The following is a 17215-nucleotide window of genomic DNA, read 5'->3' on the forward strand; positions in this document are numbered from 1 at the left end:
CGATCGATATCTTCATGCCGGGTAAAAAACGGGTCAAGCGCCCCGGAAAGTCGGATTCCGTTTCAGCGCCCCTCAGTTCGTCGTCGTGACGGCGACGCCTCGGGGTTCCCGCCCGGACCCCGACACGGGAGCACGCCCCGCCGGCTCAGGGGTGTTCATACGGCTTCCAGTCGCGGAGGTAGGTGCGCGGGGTGTGCGCGGCCGCCTCCTCGGCCGTCAGCTGCGGCCGGTTCTCCGGCGCCCGGATCACCGCGCCGGGCCCGGTGTTGCGGTACTCCGCGAAGCGCTGGTCCTGCCAGGGATGGGCCTCGGACATGTCGGCGTAGGGAGCGGTCGCGTCGATGCCCGGACCGAGGCGGGTGTCACGGACGACGAGGCTCGGGCGGGCGGTGCTGTCGGAGCTGGGCACCCAGGGGCGGGCCAGCTTGTAGGCCGCGTCCGGGGCCGCGCTGCTCACGGTGCTCCTGGTCACCAGAAAGCCGTGCGGGTCGGCGCCCGCCGTGGAGGGCGCGAAGACGAAGCCGTACGGGGCGGCGGCCAGGTCGGTGCGGTTCAGGGTGCGGAAGTGGCACCGCTCGTAGACCGCGCTCGCGCGCCCGAAGACGAAGTCGACGTCACCCTCCACGTAGCAGTGGGCGTAGTACTGGCGGGCGAAGGTGCCGAGCGCCATGGAGTCGGCGTACAGGGTGTCCTGGTGGCCGACGAAGCGGCAGTGGAGGAAGGCGCTGCGGTCGCCCTGCACCTTGATCGCCACCGCCTGCGTCCCGCCGGTGCCGGGGTGGTCGGCGCGCAGCCAGTCGTTGGCGAAGGTGATCCAGCGGGCGGTGAAGCCGTCCGCCCGCACGGTGGTGGTGGCCGATCCGGTGGTGCCGTAGGTTCCGCCGCCGGGCCGGGCGGTGCCGGCCGCGTGGTCGTAGACGATCACGACGTCGCGGGGGTCCTCCGAGGCGCCGATCCAGGTCGCCTCGGTGCGGGTGGTGTCGAAGGCGACCGTCTCCCGGTAGGTGCCGGGCGCGAGGACCAGTGTCCAGCCGCTGCCGGCCGCCGCGGTGACGGCGGCCTGGACGCCGGTGAAGTCGCCGCGCGCGTGCGGGTCGACGTAGAGGGTCGTGGGGGTCAGGCGGCGCTCCGGGGAGCCGAAGCGGCCGAAGGGACGCGGACGGGTGGCGGCCCGCGCGGGCCCGGCGGCGGAGCCGAAGGCGGCTGCCGCGCCGGCGCCCGCGACGAGGAAACCCCGTCGGGACAAGGGGAGTCGGGGGTGCGTCGAGGGCATGCGGGTGCTCCTTCGCGGTGCGGTGGGGTGCGGTGCGTGACGAGGGCGGCCGGGGCACGGTGCGCCCCGGCCGGCAGGGGCGTCAGTGCAGGCGGCCGGCGCCCGCGCCGTGGTCCACGATGCGCGGTACGGCCCGTACCGGGTCGATCCTCGTGCGCAGGGTGGGCGTCCAGCCCGCGCCCGAGCGCAGGACCTCCGTGGGCACCTCGGCGTTGTGGACGGCGATCAGATCGGTCGGCACGCCGTTGACGTAGTTGTCGTCGGCGGTCAGCGGCGAGTCCTTCCACCGCTTGAGGATCCGCCCGGCGCCGATCCCGTCCGGCAGCGTGAACGCGTTGTGCTGCGCGACGAGTTGGGACTCCATGCCGATGCCGTAGCTGTAGCCGTAGCCGTCCTTCGCCACGAAGTGGTTGTCGTAGGAGTCGACCTGCCCGAAGCGCACGCGCGGCGCCCGCTCCACCAGGTTGGAGAACAGGTTGTGGTGGAAGGTGACCTTGAGGTGGCCGCGGTCGACGGCGGCCGTGGCGGCGCTGTCGCTGTTGCCGATCAGGATGGTCTTGTCGTGGTCCGCGAACACGTTCCAGGAGGCCGTGACGTAGTCGGCACCCTTGACGATGTCCAGCTCGCCGTCGTGCTGTTCGTAGATCCGCCCGAAGTAGGACGGCAGCGTGCTGTCGGGATGGGCGCCGTCGGTGAAGGTGTCGTGGTCCATCCACACGTGCGTGGAGCCGTGGACCACCGCGCTGTCGTACTCGGAGTTCCAGTTGCCGTCGGCGGTGTCGGTCGGGTCCCACTGCGGGAAGCAGTCGAGGGGGCTCTCGAAGGTCAGGTTGCGCACGATGACGTTGTCGACGCCCTTGATCTGCAGGCTGGCGCCCTTGAAGCCGGCGTTCCTGCCCACACCGATGAGGGTGGTGTTGGCCGGGACGTTCGCCTTGATGTACGCGTCCTGGTGGACGGCGGAGGCGCGGCGCAGCCCCTCGGGGCTGTCGTCGGGCTCGGCGTCCAGGGTCCTGTCGCGCCCCCAGACGGCGGGATCGTACGCCGCGAGGTAGGCATCGAGGTCGTACCCCGGCACCGCGAACGAGTCGCAGCTCGGCCCGTCCGCGTCGATGACGCCCCGTATCTTGATGATCTTCGGTGCGTCGCCGCCGTCGGCGAGGGCGGCCTTGAAGCCCTCCCAGTCGGTGACGGTGTGGACGTGCGCGGCGTCGGCGGCCGCGCCTCCGGTGGTGCCGGTGCCGTAGGAGCCCCAGCCGTCGTTCGTGCCCAGCACCTGCCGGGCGGTGTCGTGGGGCCGGGGGTGCGCGGCGGCCGTTCCCGTGACGCCGAGCACCAGGGCGGTGCAGCCCACGATCGCCGTTATGACGCGTGCATGACATATCTGTGTACGCATGGTGCGGCTCTCCTCGGTTACGCGACCGGGGTGCCGGTCGCCTCGGTCCAGGTGATCCAGGACGGGGGAATGGAGTCGTGCAGCCGGACGACGTCCCGCGGCGCGAGCCGCGCCACGGCGACCGCGCCCGGCGGATCGACGTGCGTGCTGTCCTGCTCGGTGCCGGTCCTCGCGGGAGCGGCGCGGGCTGCGGTGGCACCAGCGGCGACATGAAGGGTCCGCTTCCCGCGGGTTCGGCTTCCCGCCGCCGGCACGTCCGCCGCGAGGAACGGCGGCGGGAGCGGCCGAAGCGGCCCGTCTGCGGGTGAGTGACATGACCGTGCTCCCTTCAGGCTGTCGGAGGGCGCGGGGAACTGCGCGACCGGCCACGGCCGGCCGGCAGTCCCCCACCGACCGAACCCGCCCAGAACCTCAGTGGTTCGCCTTCCAGTCCGCCTGCGCCTTGTTCAGCTGGTCGGCCAGCAGGTCCAGGAAGTCGCGCACGCTCATCTTCCCGAGCAGCACCTTCTGGAAGTTCGGCTCGTTGTCGGCCTTGGAAATGGTGTTCCAGTCCGGCAGGTAGTACGGCAGCTGCACGATCTTCGTGCCGTCACCGTTCAGTGCGGCGGCGGCCAGCTTCGTGGGCTCCGCCTTCTGGATCCACTCGTCGCCCGCGGCATCCGTGTTCGCGGGGATCTGCCCGGCGGACTCGTTGAACTTGGAGTTCTCCGCACGGGAGACGGCGAACTCGATGAACTTCCAGGCCGCCGCCTTGTTCTTGCCGGACTTGAACAGGCTCAGCCCGTCGACCGGGTTGGAGATCTGCACGCGCGTGCCGTCGGCCTGCGCCGGGTTCGGCAGCCCCCGGAACTTCCGCGCGCCCAGCGCCTTCAGATGGTCCTGGTACGAACCCAGGTTGTGGCTGAGCATTCCGATGGTGCCGCTGTCCCACTGGGCGACCATCTTGGTGAAGTCGTTGTTGACGTCGGCGGACGGCGTGTCCTTCTTGTAGAGCGCGACGTACTTCTCCAACGCGGCAATGTTCTTGGGGTCGTTGACCGTGGTCCTGTCACCGTTCCAGAACGACGTGATCCCGCTCTGGCCGTACGCCGCGTCCAGCGCCGGGGCGATCGAGCCCTCACCGCCGCGAATGGTGAACCCGAACTCGTTCCTGCCCTTGTCCGTGAGCTTGTCGGCGGCCGCGTAGAACGTGTCCCACGTCGTCGGCGCGTCCAGGCCAGCCTTCTCGAACAGGTCGGTGCGGTACCACAGGGTGCCGTTGTTCGACGAGGTCGGGATCTGGTAGAGCTGGTCGCCGCCGCCCGCGGCCTTGCTGCTGTCCAGCAGGTTCTGGCTGAGCCTGCCCTTCAGCGGGCTCTTCGCCAGCCGGCCGTCCAGCGGTTCGAGCGCGCCCTGCACCGCGACCTCGGCGAGCATGGCGGTGCCCACGCCGCCGACGTCCGGCAGCCCGCCGCCCTGGATGGCCGTGTCGTACTTGGACTGGGCGCTCGCGGCGGGAATGCCGACGTAGTTGACCTTGATGTCCGGGTTCTTCTTCTCGAAGTCGGCGATGATCTGCTTCCAGATGTCGGTGCGGACACCGCCGTTGTTGTCCCAGAAGGTGATCTCGCCCTTGCCGGAGCCCTCGTTGCCCTTGTCCCCCGCGCTGCCGCTGCCGTCGTCGCCGCAGGCGGTGGCGGTCAGCGCGAGCACGGAGCCCACGGCGACGGCCAGGGCCGCGCGCCTGCTTGTGCGGATGCTGCTCTTCATTGGTCGGCTCCTTCTTTCGGACGGACGGACGAAGTCGTGGGGAGCTCGGCAGCGCCCACCGGGGTGCGGGACCTGGTGCACGCCGTCACCGGCCCACCGCCTTGCGGACCAGCGCCGCCGCCTCGGCACGGCTGAGCGGGCCGTCGGCCACCACGGTCACCACGCGCCGTACGACGGTGTCGCCCGGCGCGATCGCCAGCCGCTCGGCGCACGCCAGCGACGAGCCCACGCCCGGGTATGCGGCGGTGCGCACGAACCACGGGTCCCGCCGGGTGGCGTCCGTCGCACCGGCGAAGACCAGGGTCCAGGTGGCGCCGGCGAGGGCGAGCCAGTCGGACCGGGAGCCGTGCACCCGCTCCTCGCCCTCGTCGTCCGCGGTGAAGACGCGGGGCGCCTCGCGCTCCGTGCGGGCCCGCCAGAAGAAGCCGCCGTAGGCCGCGCCGGGGCGCCCGTTGGTGGCCGGGCTGCCGAGGGAGAGCGGTCCGGAGGCCACGTTGGTCAGGGCGAAGGTGAGGTCCAGCGCCCAGGCGGTGCCGGTGAGTTCGGCGGCCGCCACCGTACGCCGCTCGCGCAGCAGCTCCGTGCCCGCCGCCACCCAGCGCAGTTCCGCCACGAAGCCGCCGGGGTCGCGCAGCTGGAAGGAGCTGTGGCGCTGGGCACCGTGGTTGTCCCGCTCGATCGGGCCCTGGTCGCGGACGAAGGTGCGCCCGCCCCAGAAGTTGTGCCCCTCGACGTCGGGAACGGCGACACCGACGCCGAGGTGGTGGGGGTGGTCGGCGGGGCTCAGCTCGGTGACCGCCGTGCCGGCCAGGGTGGTGACCGGATGCAGATACGGCCGCGGGGAGAGCCGGGCCGGCAGCTCGGGCCGGGTGACGTAGCGGCCGACCGGGCGGCCCGCGACGCGCAGGACGGGCGAGTCGTTGGTCGTCATCAGGTGCTCACCTCTTTCGGCAGCGCCCAGGTGGCGCCGAGTTCGGAGTAGAGGGCGAGGGTGTCGGCCGAGGCGGCGACGAGGCCGTCGATGCCGGGGACGGTCCTGCGGCCCTCGCCGGGGATCAGGCGCCAGGCGCCGTCCGGCAGCGGGACCGGGTCGGGCGCCTGCCGGATCGCTTCGACGACCCTCATGAACGCGCCGGTCGAGGCCGGCGTGACCAGCAGGCCGGCGCCGTCGGTGAGATGGCCGGCCAGGTTCTCCAGCAGGTCGGTGCGGGCGTACTCGTACTCCTCGGGGCCGTGGCCGGCGCGCTGGAGCAGGACGCGGTCCTGCTTGTACCAGAAGGTGATCCGGCCGCTGGTGCCGTGCACCACGACGTACGGCTCGCCGGGGTCCTCGGCGCACAGGGTCGCGGCGACGGTGACCTGGACGCCCCGGGTGGTCGTGACGCGCACGCAGGAGGTGTCGTCGGACTCGATGTCGTTGGCGCGCAGCAGCTCCAGCTCGATGCCGTCGACGTCCTTTGCGCGCGTGGTGCCGTTCAGCGCGAGAGCGGTGGCGACGGCGTGCGCGAGGGGGTTGGTGAGCACCCCGTCGACGACGTCCGCGCCGTCCAGCCGGCGCCTGCCCGCCCAGGGGGCGCGCCGGTAGTAGGACTCGGGCCGCGCCCAGGCGCCCGCTCCGCCGATGCCGACCACGTCGCCGACCGCGCCCTCGGCGACCAGCCCGCGGATCGCGGGGACGGCCCGCGAACCCAGCGACTGGAAGCCGATCTGGCAGGCCACTCCCGCCGCGGCGACGCCGTCGGCGATCCGCCGGAACTCGGCGTACGAGGGCGCGGGCGGCTTCTCCAGGAGAAGGTGCACGCCCCTGCGGGCGGCGGTGAGCGCCAGGTCGGCGTGGGTCGGGATCGGGGTGCAGACGACGGCGATCCGGGCGCCGGTGGAGTCGAGGAGCGCACCGAGGTCGGCGGACTGCTCGGGCGCGCCGAGGCCCTCGGGGATCTCGTCGGCACTCAGCGGGGTCAGCTCGCAGATCCCGGCGAGGCGTACGACGCCCTGGTCCTGGAGCCGGCGGATGTTGTCCAGGTGCCGGCGGCCGTGACCGCGGGCGCCCGCCAGCACGACGGGTAGGGTGCTCATCCCTTCACCGCCCCCGCGCTGAAGCCGGTGATCAGCCACTTCTGGATGAAGGCGAAGACGATCACGACGGGTACGGCCGCGACGATGCCGCCGGCGGCGAGCGCGCCGAGGTCGACGCTGTCGGCGCTCATCAGGGTGTTGAGGCCGACGGGGATGGTCTGCTTGCCCTGGTCGCTGAGGAACATCAGGGCGAACAGGAAGTGGTTCCAGGCGTGCACGAAGGCGAAGGAGCCGACGGCGATCAGCCCGGGCCGCAGCAGCGGCAGGACGACGATGCGGAAGGCCGCGAGCCGGTTGCAGCCGTCGACCCAGGCGGCCTCCTCCAGGGAGTACGGCACGTTCCGGATGAACCCGCTGATCAGGATCATCGACAGCGGCAGCTGGAAGACGGTCTCGGCGAGGACGACGCTGCCGAGCGAGTTGATCAGCCGCAGGTGGGCGAAGATCTCGAACAGCGGCACCAGGAGCAGCGCGCCCGGCACGAACTGCGTGCAGAGCAGGGCGAGCAGGAACGCCTTCTTGATCCGGAAGTCGAACCGGGCGAGGGCGTAGCCGCCGGCCAGCGCGACCAGGGTCGTCATCACCAGGGTGGCGAGGCCGACTTGCACGCTGTTGAGGAAGTAGGTGCCGAAGGCCCGCTCGTTCCAGACCTTCGCGAAGTGGTCGAAGGTCATCGGCCAGGGCACGAGCGAGGTCGAGCCCGCCGGGCGGAGCGCGAAGAGCAGGATCCAGTAGAAGGGGACCAGCGTGAAGAGCAGGTAGACGGTGAGCGGGAGGTAGATGTGCCACCGGGGGACCTCGTCCCAGGCGCGGCGCTTGCGCCTCGGCCGGGCGGGCGCGGCGGCCACGCGCTCCGGCGCGGGTGCGATCTCGGTGATCACTTCTCGCCTCCGAACTTGCTCAGCCGCAGATAGACGAGCGAGCAGAAGAGCAGGATCACGAACGCCACCGTGGTCAGGGCGGACGCGTAGCCGAAGTTGTGGGCGTCGACGCTGGTGTTGGCGATGTAGAGCGGGAGGGTCGTCGTCTCTCCCGCGGGTCCGCCGCCGGTGAGCGTGTAGAGCAGGTCGACGTTGTTGAACTCCCACACCGCGCGCAGCAGGGTCGACAGCACGATCGCGTCCTTCAGGTGCGGCAGCGTGATGTGCCAGAACTGCCGGAGGCGGCTCGCCCCGTCGACCTCGGCGGCCTCGTACAGGTCCTTCGAGACGGACTGGAGGTCGGCGAGGATGAGAATCGCGAAGAAGGGGACGCCGCGCCACAGGTCGGCGACGATCGCCGCGGGGAAGACGGTCGAGGTGTCCGAGAGCCAGCTGGTGCCGTACGAGCCGATCCCGGCGTCGGCGAGGTAACGGGTGATGCCCGTCTGGGAGTTGTAGAGCAGCACCCAGATCGCGGAGGTCAGCACGCCGGAGACGGCCCACGGGGAGAAGACCAGGGCGCGTCCCAGCGCCCGCCCGGCGAAGGTCTGGTTGACGATCAGCGCGAGCGCGAGACCGAACAGGAGTTGCAGGCCGACCTCGACGAGGACCCACTTGACGCTGAAGGTCAGGGTGTCCCAGAACTGCGGGTCCCTGGTGAAGATCCCGGTGAAGTTGGCGAGGCCCGCGAAGCCGTTGCGCCACGGCTTGGTGGGGTTGTAGTTCTGCAGGCTGTAGTAGAAGACGCTGAGGACCGGGTAGGCGATGAAGCCCAGCATCAGCAGGGCGGCCGGTGCGATCAGCAGGTACGGGAGCCTGCGTAGTGAGCCGGAGGCACGGCGCCGCCGGGCCGGCGCGGGCGGTTTCGCCACGGCTGCGGCTTGGGCCATGACTTTCTCCGTTCGCTTGCGGTGGGTCGTGTGCGGTCTGGGGTGAAGCGCTTTCTCCGGGTACGTGGTGACGCGCGGTTCCGCTGTCGGTGGGGTCAGCCCGCGTACGGGTCCGCGGCCTTGCCCGGGCGGGCCAGGAACGCGAAGTCGCAGCCGGTGTCGGCCTGGGTGATCTGCTCGTTGTAGAGCGCGCCGTAGCCGCGCTCGTAACGGGCCGGCGGCGGCGTCCAGTCCGCCCTGCGCCGCTCCAGCTCCGCGTCGTCCACGTGGAGATGGAGGGAGCGTGCCTCGACGTCGAGGGTGATCAGGTCCCCGGAGCGGACCAGCGCCAGCGGCCCGCCGACGTACGACTCGGGCGCCACGTGCAGCGCGCAGGCGCCGTAACTCGTGCCGCTCATCCGGGCGTCGGAGATCCGCACCATGTCCCGCACGCCCTGTTTGAGCAGGTGGCCGGGGATGGGCAGCATCCCGTACTCGGGCATGCCGGGTCCGCCCTTGGGCCCCGCGTTGCGCAGCACCAGCACGCTGTCCGCGGTGATGCCCAGCCCGGGGTCGTCGACGGTGCGCTGCATGGTCCTGTAGTCGTCGAAGACGACCGCGGGGCCGGTGTGCTCGAGCAGGTGCGGCTCGGCGGCGATGTGCTTGATCACGGCGCCGTCCGGGCAGAGATTGCCGCGCAGGACGGCGACTCCGCCCTCCGCCGCGACCGGGTTCTCGCGGGTGCGGATGACGTCGTCGTCGTGGACGACGGCGCCTGCCAGCTGCTCCCCCAGTGTGCCGTTCACCGTCGGCCGGTCCAGGTGCAGCAGGTCGGTGATCCGGGACAGGAAGGCGGGCAGGCCGCCGGCGAACCAGAAGTCCTCCATGAGGTGGGTCCGGCCGCCGGGGCGGACGTTGGCGAGCACCGGCACGGTCCGTGCGATGCGGTCGAAGTCGTCGAGGGTGAGCGGCACTTGGCAGCGTCCCGCCATCGCGATCAGATGGATGACCGCGTTGGTGGAGCCGCCCAGCCCGAGCACGGTGGTGACGGCGTCCTCGAACGCCTCGCGGGTGAGGATCGCGGACGGCTTCAGCCCGCTCCAGGCGACGTCGACGGCGCGGCGCCCGGAGGCGGCGGCCATCCGCTCGTGCCCGGAGTCGACGGCGGGGATCGAGGAGGCGCCGGGCAGCGTCATGCCGAGCGCCTCCGCGGCCGCGGTCATCGTGGACGCGGTCCCCATGGTCATGCAGTGCCCGGGGGAACGCGCCAAACCGCCCTGGAGTTCGCGCAGTTCGCAGTCGGTGAGGTTGCCCGCGCGGTGCTCGTCCCAGTACTTCCACATGTCGGTGCCGGACCCGAGGGTCTGCCCGCGCCAGTGCCCGGGCAGCATCGGCCCGGCGGGCACGAAGAGCGACGGCACGTCGGCGGAGGCCGCGCCCATCAGCAGCGCGGGCGTCGACTTGTCGCAGCCGCCGAGCAGCACGGCCGCGTCCACCGGATACGACCGCAGCAGCTCCTCCGTCTCCATCGCGAGCAGGTTGCGGTAGAGCATCGGGGTCGGCTTCTGGTACGTCTCGGAGAGCGTGGCGACCGGGAACTCCAGCGGGAAGCCGCCGGCCTGCCACACCCCGCGCTTGACCGCCTCGGCGCGCTCGCGCAGGTGCACGTGGCAGGGGTTGATGTCGGACCAGGTGTTGAGGACGGCGATCACCGGGCGGCCCCGGTACTCCTCCGCCTCGTAACCGAGCTGGCGCATCCGGGCGTTGTGCGACCAGGTGCGCAACTGGCCCTCGGTGCCGTACCACTGGTGGCTGCGCAGCTCCTCGGGGCGCCTTCTGCCGGGCCCGTTCACAGGGACCACCCGGCGGCTATCGCGGCGACCTCGGCGCGCTCGTCCTCGGGCAGGTGCCGGCTGGGCGGGCGGACGTCGCGGCGGCACAGGCCGAGGGAGGCGAGGGCCTCCTTGACCACGGTGACGTTGTTGGCGGAGCCGTTCGCCGCGCGCAGCTCCTCGAAGCGGCGGATCTGCTCCCAGACCTTCATGGCGGCCGGGTAGTCGCCGGCGCGCAGCGCGTCGATCATGTTCAGCGAGACGGACGGGGCGACGTTCACCAGGCCGGAGGTGAAGCCCGTGGCACCCGCGGAGAAGTACGAGGGGGCGTAGGGCTCGGCGAGGCCGGCGATCCAGACGAAGCGGTCGAGGCCCGCGTCCCGGGCGAAGGCGGCGAACCTGGCGGCGTCCGGAACGGCGTACTTGACGCCGATGACGTTCGGGCAGGCGTCGGCGAGCTGGGCGAGACGGGCACCGGTCAGCTGGGCGTTGCGGATGTACGGGACGACGCCCAGCTCCGGGACGGACTCGGCGACGGCGCGGTGGTAGTCGACCCAGCCGGCCTGGGAGACGTACGGATGGACGGGCTGGTGGACCATCACCATCCGCGCGCCGTGCTCGCGGGCGTGCCGGGCGCAGGCGACGGCGGTGGACACGTCGTGCCCGACGCCGGCCAGGATCGCCGCCCGGCCGCCCGCCTCCTCCAGGGTCCACTCCGTGACCAGCAGCCGCTCCTGGGGCGTCAGGGTGTAGAACTCGCCGGTGTTGCCGTTCGGGGTGAGGGTGGTGACCCCGCCGTCGAGCAGCCGGCGCAGCAGGGCCCGGTGGGCGTCCTGGTCGACGCTGCCGTCCGCGGCGAACGGGGTCACCGGGATGGCCACCACGTCGGCCAGCGCCCTGCGCTCGGTCTCGAACGCCACGCTGCTCATTCCTGGCCTTCCGCCGACTGGGCTTCGGGGAACGCGCGCCGCACGAAGGACGCGATGTGCGCGTGCAGGGCGTGGGCCGCGCCGTCCGCGTCGCCGTCCAGGGCGAGCCGCAGGATCTCCCGGTGCTCGCCCGCCTCCCGCTCCCAGGAGGGGTCGGAGGCCCAGGCCACGGCGGAGACCAGGGCGGCCTGGTCGCGCACCTCGTCGAGCATCCGGCCGAGCAGCGGGTTGCCGCACGGCAGGTACAGGGCGCGGTGGAACTCCCGGTTGGCGAGGGAGCGTTCGGCGGTGTCGCCGGCGGCGTCGGCCCGGGTCAGGGCGGAGCGGGCGGCGTCGAACGCCGCTCCGCGCCGCACCGCCCGCTTCAGCGCCTCCGGTTCGAGCAGCAGGCGTACGTCGTAGACCTCGCGCGCCATGTCCGCGTCCACCATGCGCACCGTGACGCCCTTGTACTGGCTCATCACCACGAGTCCGGTGCCGGCCAGGGTCTTGAGCGCCTCGCGCACCGGGGTCTTGGAGACCCCGAACTGGGCGGCGAGCTCGGTCTCGACCAGCGCCTGGCCGGGCGTCAGCTGCCCGGTGAGGATGCGGTGTTTGATCGCGTCGAGCACATATTGCGTGCGGGACGGGATCGGCATGGGCACAGAGGTCATGCGCGCCTCTCGGAAGTCACGTGGGAGATCCGGGGTATCCGATCTCGCGTATCGCGTCTCATATATGACGTACGAAGTACGACGCGTTGAAGGTAGGAGGGGGCGCGGGTTTCGTCAATGCTTCCGACGAAAGACGCCGGGGCCGCGCGGTGTGCGCGGCCCCGGCGTCGGTCGTGTCCGGTTCTGCTCAGTGCTCCCGGCGCCAGTCCGGGTTCCGTCCGCTCAGCCCGACGGCCCGGTCGAGCAGCGGCGCCTCGGCGGGGACGGCGAAGACCGGGCCGAAGATGCCGCCGCCCCGGCTCGGGTCGTTCGCCGCGGCCAGGAGGAAGTCGTGGGAGGTCCGCAGGGCGGCCGGGTCCGGGGTGTAGTCCTGGCCGGTGGCGCGGGCCAGGTCCCAGCCGTGGATCACCAGTTCGTCGGTGGCGACGGCCGCGGCGACCGCGCCGGGCAGGTCCACGCCGCCGGCCCGGGTCATGCCGGTCCAGGCGGCGGGGTCGCGCCAGGCGTCGGCGAGCTCGTCGAGCAGCTTGGGCAGTTCCTCGCGCCAGCCCGGACCGAGCCCGGGCAGGCCGCCGGCCTGCGGGGAGGTGTCGGTGGTGGCGCCCAGATCCTTGCGGGCGGCGTCGCGGAAGGCGACGGTCAGGCCGAGGACGTGGCCCAGCATGGCGTGCACCGTGTAGTCGGGACAGGGCGTCGGCCCCGCCATGTGCTCCTCGCGCACCCCCTCCGCAAGCCTCGCGACGACGCGTGTCTGCGGTCCCAGGTCGAGGGTCGTGTCGGTCATCCGCTGCTCCTCATGGTCTTGGTCCTTGAAGAGACAGACCGGCGCGGCCCGCGGAATTCATCGCTTCCCGCGCCACCGGCGCCGTTCTAGGGCAGTTGCCCCATGACCGGGCGGGGGCCTTAGACGCACGATGGCCAGGCATGACGACATCGGCATCGGCATCGGACTCGGCCTGGGCGGTGGTGCGCGTCCTGCGCGACCGCAACGCGGGGCTGTACCTGGCGGGCATCGTGGTCTCCGGCTTCGGCACGTCGGCGCTGTGGCTGGCGTCGGGCGTGTGGGTCAAGGACCTGACGGGCTCGAACGGCCTCGCGGCCCTGTGCCTGCTCGCCATGTGGGCGCCCACGCTCGCCGGCCCGCTGCTCGGCACGCTCGCGGACCGCGTGCGCCGCAAACCCCTGCTCGTCGGCACCAACCTCCTGCTGGCCCTCCTGCTGCTCACGCTCCTCGGCGCCGGCTCCCCCGGCCGTCTCTGGCTGATCTACACGGTCCTGTTCCTGTACGGCGCCACGGGCGTCGTCCAGGACGCGGCCGAGTCGGCCCTCGTCGCCGCCGCCGTCGACCGGTCCCTGCTCGGCGACTTCAACGGGCTGCGCATGACGGCGAACGAGGGCATGAAGCTGGTGGCGCCGCTCGCGGGCGCGGGCCTGTACGCGGCGTACGGCGGTCCGGCCGTGGCGCTGCTGGACGCGGCCACCTTCGTCCTGGCCGCGGGGGTGTGCACCCTGCTGCGGGTCCGCGAGGACAGGGTGGTGCGGGCCACGGCCGGCTGGTGGGCGCGGACGGCCGAGGGCACCCGCTTCCTGTGGGCGCACGCCCGGCTGCGGCGCCTGGTCCTGGCCGCGGGCGCCACGATGCTCTGCGCGGGCCTGAGCGGCGCGCTGCTCTACGCCGTCGTCGACGGACTCGGCCACGCCCCCGCCTACGCGGGTGTGCTCTACGCCGTCCAGGGCGCGGGCTCGGTCGTGCTCGGACTGGCCTCCGGCCCCGCCCTGCGCCTGCTGGGCGGGCGCCGGTTCGCGGCGGCCGGGATCGCCCTCACGGCGTGCGCGGTGGCCGCGCGGGCGATACCGGCCGACCCGGTGGCGCTGGCGTGCAGCGCGGCGAGCGGGGTGGGGCTGCCGTGCGTGCTGATCGCCGCGATGACGGCCGTGCAGCGCGAGACCCCGGGCGCGCTGCTGGGCCGCACGGCCGCCACCGCCAACACCCTGATGTTCACGCCGAACGTGGTCGGTCTGGCGCTGGGCGCGGCCTTGGTCGAACTGGTCGGCTACCGGCCGGTGTTGATCGTCCTGGGCGGCGCGCTGCTGGTGACCTCCGGGGCCCTCGTGCGGAGTCGGGACAGCTCCTCCCGCACCAGCGACAGGTCGCCGTCCGACGCCAGTCCGGCGTGATAGAGCCGCAGTTCGCTCGCGCCGCGGCTCCGGGCCTCGGCCGCGTCCGCCGCGAGCGTGCCCGGCCGGCCGCCCATCCCCGAGACCACGGTGAAGTTGGCGGCGAGGACGGCGCCCGCGCGGCCCTGCTCGGCGAACGGCGCCAGCAGGCCGGTGCCCCCGGCGCACGGCACCACCACTCCGTCGGCGACGGACAGGATGTGCGCGGGGTCCACGCCGACGTTGGCACCGACGTGATAGGTCACGGGGTCGGCGTGCAGCAGCACCTGGAAGCCTTCGGGGGCCGCCGCGCGCACCGCCCGGACCGCCGTCTCCTGGAGGGTGCGGGCGGTCTCGTCGCGCCACGCGCGCGTGGCGGCCGCCTTCGCCCCGCCGAGCAGCCTCTCGACGCCGGCCCAGCCTCCCCCGCCGTCGGGCGCGCCCCGCCACAGCGGCTCCAGCGCCTCGCGTACGGAGGCCGCCAAGGCGTCCGCGTCCAGGCCCTGTTCGCCGTAGCCCTCCCGGCAGACGGGGCAGAAGCAGAGCGACATCAGGTACGAGCCGGCGTCCCCGAGGCCGACTCCGCCGGTCTTGTCGTGGGCGTGCAGATGCTGGAGCCCGTACCAGCCGAGCGACTCCAGCTCGGTGCCGCGCGCCCCGGGCCGCACCGCCGCCTCGGCGGCCAGCTCGACCAGGTACGCGCGCGTGGCCGGCTGGGCGATGCACGGGGCCCACGGGTAGCGGTCTCCGTAGGCGTTGACCACGGAGGTGTCCGGACGCTCCGCGCCCAGGCGGGAGTTGTGCGCGAGCACGACCCAGGTGTGCACCTCGAGGCCGGCGTCCGCGAGCGCCGCCGCGGCCGCTCCGTACGCGTCCCCGGGCGCCCAGTCCCCGGCGGCGTAGGGGCGCAGTTCCCGCCCCTCCCAGCGCGTGTCCGGGGGGTAGAGGACGGCGGCGTGCTCGGCGGTGACGATGCGGTGGCCCGGGTGGCGGGGCGTCAGCGCCCGCGTCGAGTGGTACGCCGCGGCGAGCGTCACCTGCCGCACGCCGAGCCCGGCCACGCGGCCCGCCGCCTCCGGGTCCCCGTCGACGTCCCAGGGGTAGAGGAAGACCGACGCCTTCACTTGGACTCCTCCAGCAGCGCGTACCCGCGCTCGATCAGCTGGGCGAGCTGCTTGACGTGCTCCTCGGCCGGTTCCTGCAGCGGGGGGCGCACCTCGCCCACGTCGAGGCCGCGCAGCCGTACGCCCGCCTTCACCAGGGCGACGGCGTATCCCCGCCCCTGGGCGCGCAGTTCGACGAACGGCCGGTAGAAGCCGTCGAGGAGGCGCCGCGCGGTGGTGCCGTCGCCGGTGTGCAGGGCCTCGTGGAAGGCGCCGGCGATCTCCGGCGCGAAGCAGAACACGGCGGAGGAGTACAGGCCGATGCCGAGGGCGCGGTAGGCGAGCTGGGTCTGCTCGGCGGTCGGCAGGCCGTTGAAGTAGAGGAAGTCGCCCGGGACTTCGGTGCGTACGGCGCTGACGATGCGCTGCATCAGGTCGAGGTCGCCCACGCCGTCCTTGAAACCGATGATCCCGTCCGTGCGGGCGAGTTCGACGACGCTCTCAGGGGTGAACACGGCGTTGTCGCGCTGGTACACGATCAGCGGCAGCGCGGTCGAGGCGGCCACCTCGCGGTAGTGCCGCAGCAGCCCCTCCTGCCCGGCGACCACGAGGTAGGGCGGCATGGCCAGCAGCCCGTCCGCTCCGGCCTCCTCGGCCAGGCGCGCGTAGCGCACGGCGAGCGCGGTCCCGTACCCGGCGCCGGCGACGACCGGCACCCGCCCGCCCGCCGCCCCGACGGCCGCCCGCACGCACGCCTCGAACTCCTCGGGCGTGAGCGCGTGGAACTCGCCGGTGCCGCAGCAGGCGAAGACCGCGGCGGCTCCGGCCTCGACCCCCCGGCGCACATGGGTGCGGTACGCGTCCAGGTCGACCGAGCCGTCCGGCCCGAAGGCGGTGACCGGGAAGAACAGCGGCCCGCTGGGGATGCGGAGTCGAGTGGCGAGGGGGGATGGCGTCACGGGCTCTCCCTGTGGCAGGCGCGTACGTTCTTCTGATCGATGTCTATATCTCTGAACATCGCCACATTATGGAGCCGACTCCGGGCCGGTCAAGCGCGGCAACCCGCAAGAAGGCGGCCGAAAAGAAAAAGAAGGACAAGGAAGGGCGAGGAGGCGGAGCGGACCCGGCCACGCCGCGCGACACTTGACGGAGCAGGGCCGCGCTCCCTAGCGTGTCCACGAATGTGAATACTGTCCACGCATGCGGCCACCTGTCACAGGCGGCGGACCAAGGAGACCCGAGGATGCCCGCTCCCCGCACCGTCCTGCTCACCGGCGCCGCCGGCGGACTCGGCACCCTGATGCGGAACCTGCTTCCCGCCTTCGGCCACGAGCTGCGCCTGCTCGACCTGCGCCCGATCGAGGGCGAGAGCGACGCGATCACCGCCGACCTCGCCGACAAGGAGGCGCTGCGCGAGGCCGTGCGCGGCGTCGACGCGATCATCCACCTGGCCGGCATCTCCCTGGAAGCCCCCTTCGAGAAGATCCTCGCGGCGAACATCGAAGGCACGTACAACCTGTACGAGGCCGCCCGCGAGGAGGGCGTCGGCCGGATCGTCTTCGCCTCCTCCAACCACGCGGTCGGCTTCACCCCGCGCCCCGAGGGCGACGACCCGCTCATCCCGATCGACACCCCGCACCGCCCGGACACCTTCTACGGCCTGTCCAAGTCGTTCGGCGAGGACCTCGCCCAGCTCTACTGGGACAAGCACGGCCTGGAGACGGTCTCGGTGCGCATCGGCTCCTGCTTCCCGGAGCCGACCAGCGTGCGGATGCTGTCGGTGTGGATGAGCCCGGCCGACGGCGCCCGCCTCTTCCACGCGGCCCTGACCGCCGAGCGGGTCGGGCACACCGTCGTCTACGGCTCCTCGGCCAACACCCGTCTGTGGTGGGACCTCACGACGGCACGGGCGCTCGGCTACGAACCGCGGGACGACTCCGAGCCGTTCGCCGCGAAGCTGATCGCCGAACAGGGCGAGCTGGAGCCGGGCAACGTCGCGCACGCCTACCTCGGCGGCCACTTCGTGAGCGAGCCGCCGATCTGGCCCTACTGACCGCCCCGGCGCCGGGGCGGCGGGAAACGATCGTCCGCGGCGGGGGGGGGGGGGCGCCCCCCGGCCCCCCCCCCCCCCCCCCGGGGCCCCCCCCCCCCCCCCGCCCCCCCCCCCCCCCCCCCCGGCCCCCCCCCCCCCCCCCCCCCCCCCCCGCCCCCCCGGCCCCCCCCCCCCCCCCCCCCCCCCGGCGCCCCCCAGACCCCCC

General features: G+C 72.8%; 15 protein-coding genes and 1 pseudogene. 2 read left to right on the plus strand and 14 right to left on the minus strand.

What is annotated here, in order from left to right:
- Positions 1 to 145: 145 nt before the first annotated feature.
- From ACIRPX_RS31660 to ACIRPX_RS31715, 12 genes are all read right to left on the minus strand, one after another.
- Positions 146 to 1273: a pectinesterase family protein gene (locus ACIRPX_RS31660; protein ID WP_404201650.1), complete on the minus strand. Its 1128-nt coding sequence runs from the start codon at positions 1271 to 1273 to the stop codon at positions 146 to 148.
- An 82-nt stretch (positions 1274 to 1355) separates the two neighbouring features.
- Complete coding sequence (locus tag ACIRPX_RS31665; RefSeq protein WP_404201652.1) at positions 1356 to 2669, minus strand: polysaccharide lyase family 1 protein; 1314 nt, start codon at positions 2667 to 2669, stop codon at positions 1356 to 1358.
- Between the two features lie 17 nt (positions 2670 to 2686).
- Positions 2687 to 2923 carry a hypothetical protein gene (locus tag ACIRPX_RS31670; protein ID WP_404201680.1) on the minus strand — a complete coding sequence of 79 codons (237 nt, stop codon included), beginning with the start codon at positions 2921 to 2923 and terminating at the stop codon, positions 2687 to 2689.
- Positions 2924 to 3080: 157 nt separating this feature from the next.
- Entirely contained in the window at positions 3081 to 4418 is a 1338-nt protein-coding gene (locus tag ACIRPX_RS31675; RefSeq protein WP_404201654.1) for an ABC transporter substrate-binding protein, read from the minus strand.
- 85 nt (positions 4419 to 4503) lie between these two features.
- Positions 4504 to 5349, minus strand: coding sequence for a PmoA family protein (locus ACIRPX_RS31680; protein WP_404201656.1), 846 nt, complete (start codon positions 5347 to 5349; stop codon positions 4504 to 4506).
- A complete protein-coding gene (locus ACIRPX_RS31685; RefSeq protein ID WP_404201658.1) occupies positions 5349 to 6494 on the minus strand; it encodes a Gfo/Idh/MocA family protein in 1146 nt (381 codons plus the stop codon). Before ACIRPX_RS31685 ends, ACIRPX_RS31680 begins: the two co-directional genes overlap by 1 nt.
- Positions 6491 to 7375 carry a carbohydrate ABC transporter permease gene (locus tag ACIRPX_RS31690; protein ID WP_404201660.1) on the minus strand — a complete coding sequence of 295 codons (885 nt, stop codon included), beginning with the start codon at positions 7373 to 7375 and terminating at the stop codon, positions 6491 to 6493. The genes ACIRPX_RS31685 and ACIRPX_RS31690 overlap by 4 nt, the downstream gene beginning before the upstream one ends.
- Positions 7372 to 8304, minus strand: coding sequence for a carbohydrate ABC transporter permease (locus ACIRPX_RS31695; RefSeq protein WP_404201662.1), 933 nt, complete (start codon positions 8302 to 8304; stop codon positions 7372 to 7374). The genes ACIRPX_RS31690 and ACIRPX_RS31695 overlap by 4 nt, the downstream gene beginning before the upstream one ends.
- A 95-nt stretch (positions 8305 to 8399) precedes the next feature.
- A complete protein-coding gene (araD, locus tag ACIRPX_RS31700; protein WP_404201678.1) occupies positions 8400 to 10136 on the minus strand; it encodes an L-arabinonate dehydratase in 1737 nt (578 codons plus the stop codon).
- Positions 10133 to 11044, minus strand: a complete 912-nt coding sequence (locus tag ACIRPX_RS31705; RefSeq protein WP_404201664.1) for a dihydrodipicolinate synthase family protein — start codon at positions 11042 to 11044, stop codon at positions 10133 to 10135. The genes araD and ACIRPX_RS31705 overlap by 4 nt, the downstream gene beginning before the upstream one ends.
- A complete protein-coding gene (locus ACIRPX_RS31710; protein WP_404201666.1) occupies positions 11041 to 11697 on the minus strand; it encodes a GntR family transcriptional regulator in 657 nt (218 codons plus the stop codon). The genes ACIRPX_RS31705 and ACIRPX_RS31710 overlap by 4 nt, the downstream gene beginning before the upstream one ends.
- Before the next feature lie 187 nt (positions 11698 to 11884).
- On the minus strand, positions 11885 to 12481 hold the full coding sequence (locus ACIRPX_RS31715) for a TIGR03086 family metal-binding protein (protein ID WP_404201668.1): 597 nt from the start codon (positions 12479 to 12481) through the stop codon (positions 11885 to 11887).
- Positions 12482 to 12621: 140 nt separating this feature from the next.
- Between ACIRPX_RS31715 and ACIRPX_RS31720 the strand changes: the two are divergent.
- Positions 12622 to 13764, plus strand: a pseudogene (locus ACIRPX_RS31720) (MFS transporter); the annotation flags it as partial.
- Here the strand turns inward: ACIRPX_RS31720 and ACIRPX_RS31725 are convergent.
- Together ACIRPX_RS31725 and ACIRPX_RS31730 are read right to left on the minus strand one after the other, a co-directional pair.
- Positions 13752 to 14978 (minus strand): hypothetical protein, encoded by a 1227-nt coding sequence (locus ACIRPX_RS31725; RefSeq protein WP_404201670.1) that lies wholly within the window; start codon positions 14976 to 14978, stop codon positions 13752 to 13754. The pseudogene ACIRPX_RS31720 and the gene ACIRPX_RS31725 overlap by 13 nt on opposite strands.
- Positions 14975 to 15916, minus strand: a complete 942-nt coding sequence (locus ACIRPX_RS31730; protein WP_404201672.1) for a 5-dehydro-4-deoxyglucarate dehydratase — start codon at positions 15914 to 15916, stop codon at positions 14975 to 14977. The genes ACIRPX_RS31725 and ACIRPX_RS31730 overlap by 4 nt, the downstream gene beginning before the upstream one ends.
- A 284-nt stretch (positions 15917 to 16200) precedes the next feature.
- Between ACIRPX_RS31730 and ACIRPX_RS31735 the strand changes: the two genes are divergently transcribed.
- On the plus strand, positions 16201 to 17010 hold the full coding sequence (locus tag ACIRPX_RS31735) for an NAD-dependent epimerase/dehydratase family protein (RefSeq protein ID WP_404201674.1): 810 nt from the start codon (positions 16201 to 16203) through the stop codon (positions 17008 to 17010).
- Positions 17011 to 17215: the final 205 nt, after the last annotated feature.

It is taken from the genome of Streptomyces sp. NPDC101225 (genome assembly GCF_044767585.1).
Lineage (GTDB): Bacteria > Actinomycetota > Actinomycetes > Streptomycetales > Streptomycetaceae > Streptomyces.

Excerpts from the sequence above, each read along its gene's own strand:
- ACIRPX_RS31685 (WP_404201658.1), bottom strand. The coding sequence starts at position 6,494 with ATGAGCACCCTACCCGTCGTGCTGGCGGGCGCCCGCGGTCACGGCCGC.
- ACIRPX_RS31665 (WP_404201652.1), bottom strand. The coding sequence starts at position 2,669 with ATGCGTACACAGATATGTCATGCACGCGTCATAACGGCGATCGTGGGC.
- ACIRPX_RS31715 (WP_404201668.1), bottom strand. The coding sequence starts at position 12,481 with ATGACCGACACGACCCTCGACCTGGGACCGCAGACACGCGTCGTCGCG.
- ACIRPX_RS31675 (WP_404201654.1), bottom strand. The coding sequence starts at position 4,418 with ATGAAGAGCAGCATCCGCACAAGCAGGCGCGCGGCCCTGGCCGTCGCC.
- ACIRPX_RS31705 (WP_404201664.1), bottom strand. The coding sequence starts at position 11,044 with ATGAGCAGCGTGGCGTTCGAGACCGAGCGCAGGGCGCTGGCCGACGTG.
- ACIRPX_RS31660 (WP_404201650.1), bottom strand. The coding sequence starts at position 1,273 with ATGCCCTCGACGCACCCCCGACTCCCCTTGTCCCGACGGGGTTTCCTC.
- ACIRPX_RS31695 (WP_404201662.1), bottom strand. The coding sequence starts at position 8,304 with ATGGCCCAAGCCGCAGCCGTGGCGAAACCGCCCGCGCCGGCCCGGCGG.
- ACIRPX_RS31710 (WP_404201666.1), bottom strand. The coding sequence starts at position 11,697 with ATGACCTCTGTGCCCATGCCGATCCCGTCCCGCACGCAATATGTGCTC.
- ACIRPX_RS31680 (WP_404201656.1), bottom strand. The coding sequence starts at position 5,349 with ATGACGACCAACGACTCGCCCGTCCTGCGCGTCGCGGGCCGCCCGGTC.
- ACIRPX_RS31735 (WP_404201674.1), top strand. The coding sequence starts at position 16,201 with ATGCCCGCTCCCCGCACCGTCCTGCTCACCGGCGCCGCCGGCGGACTC.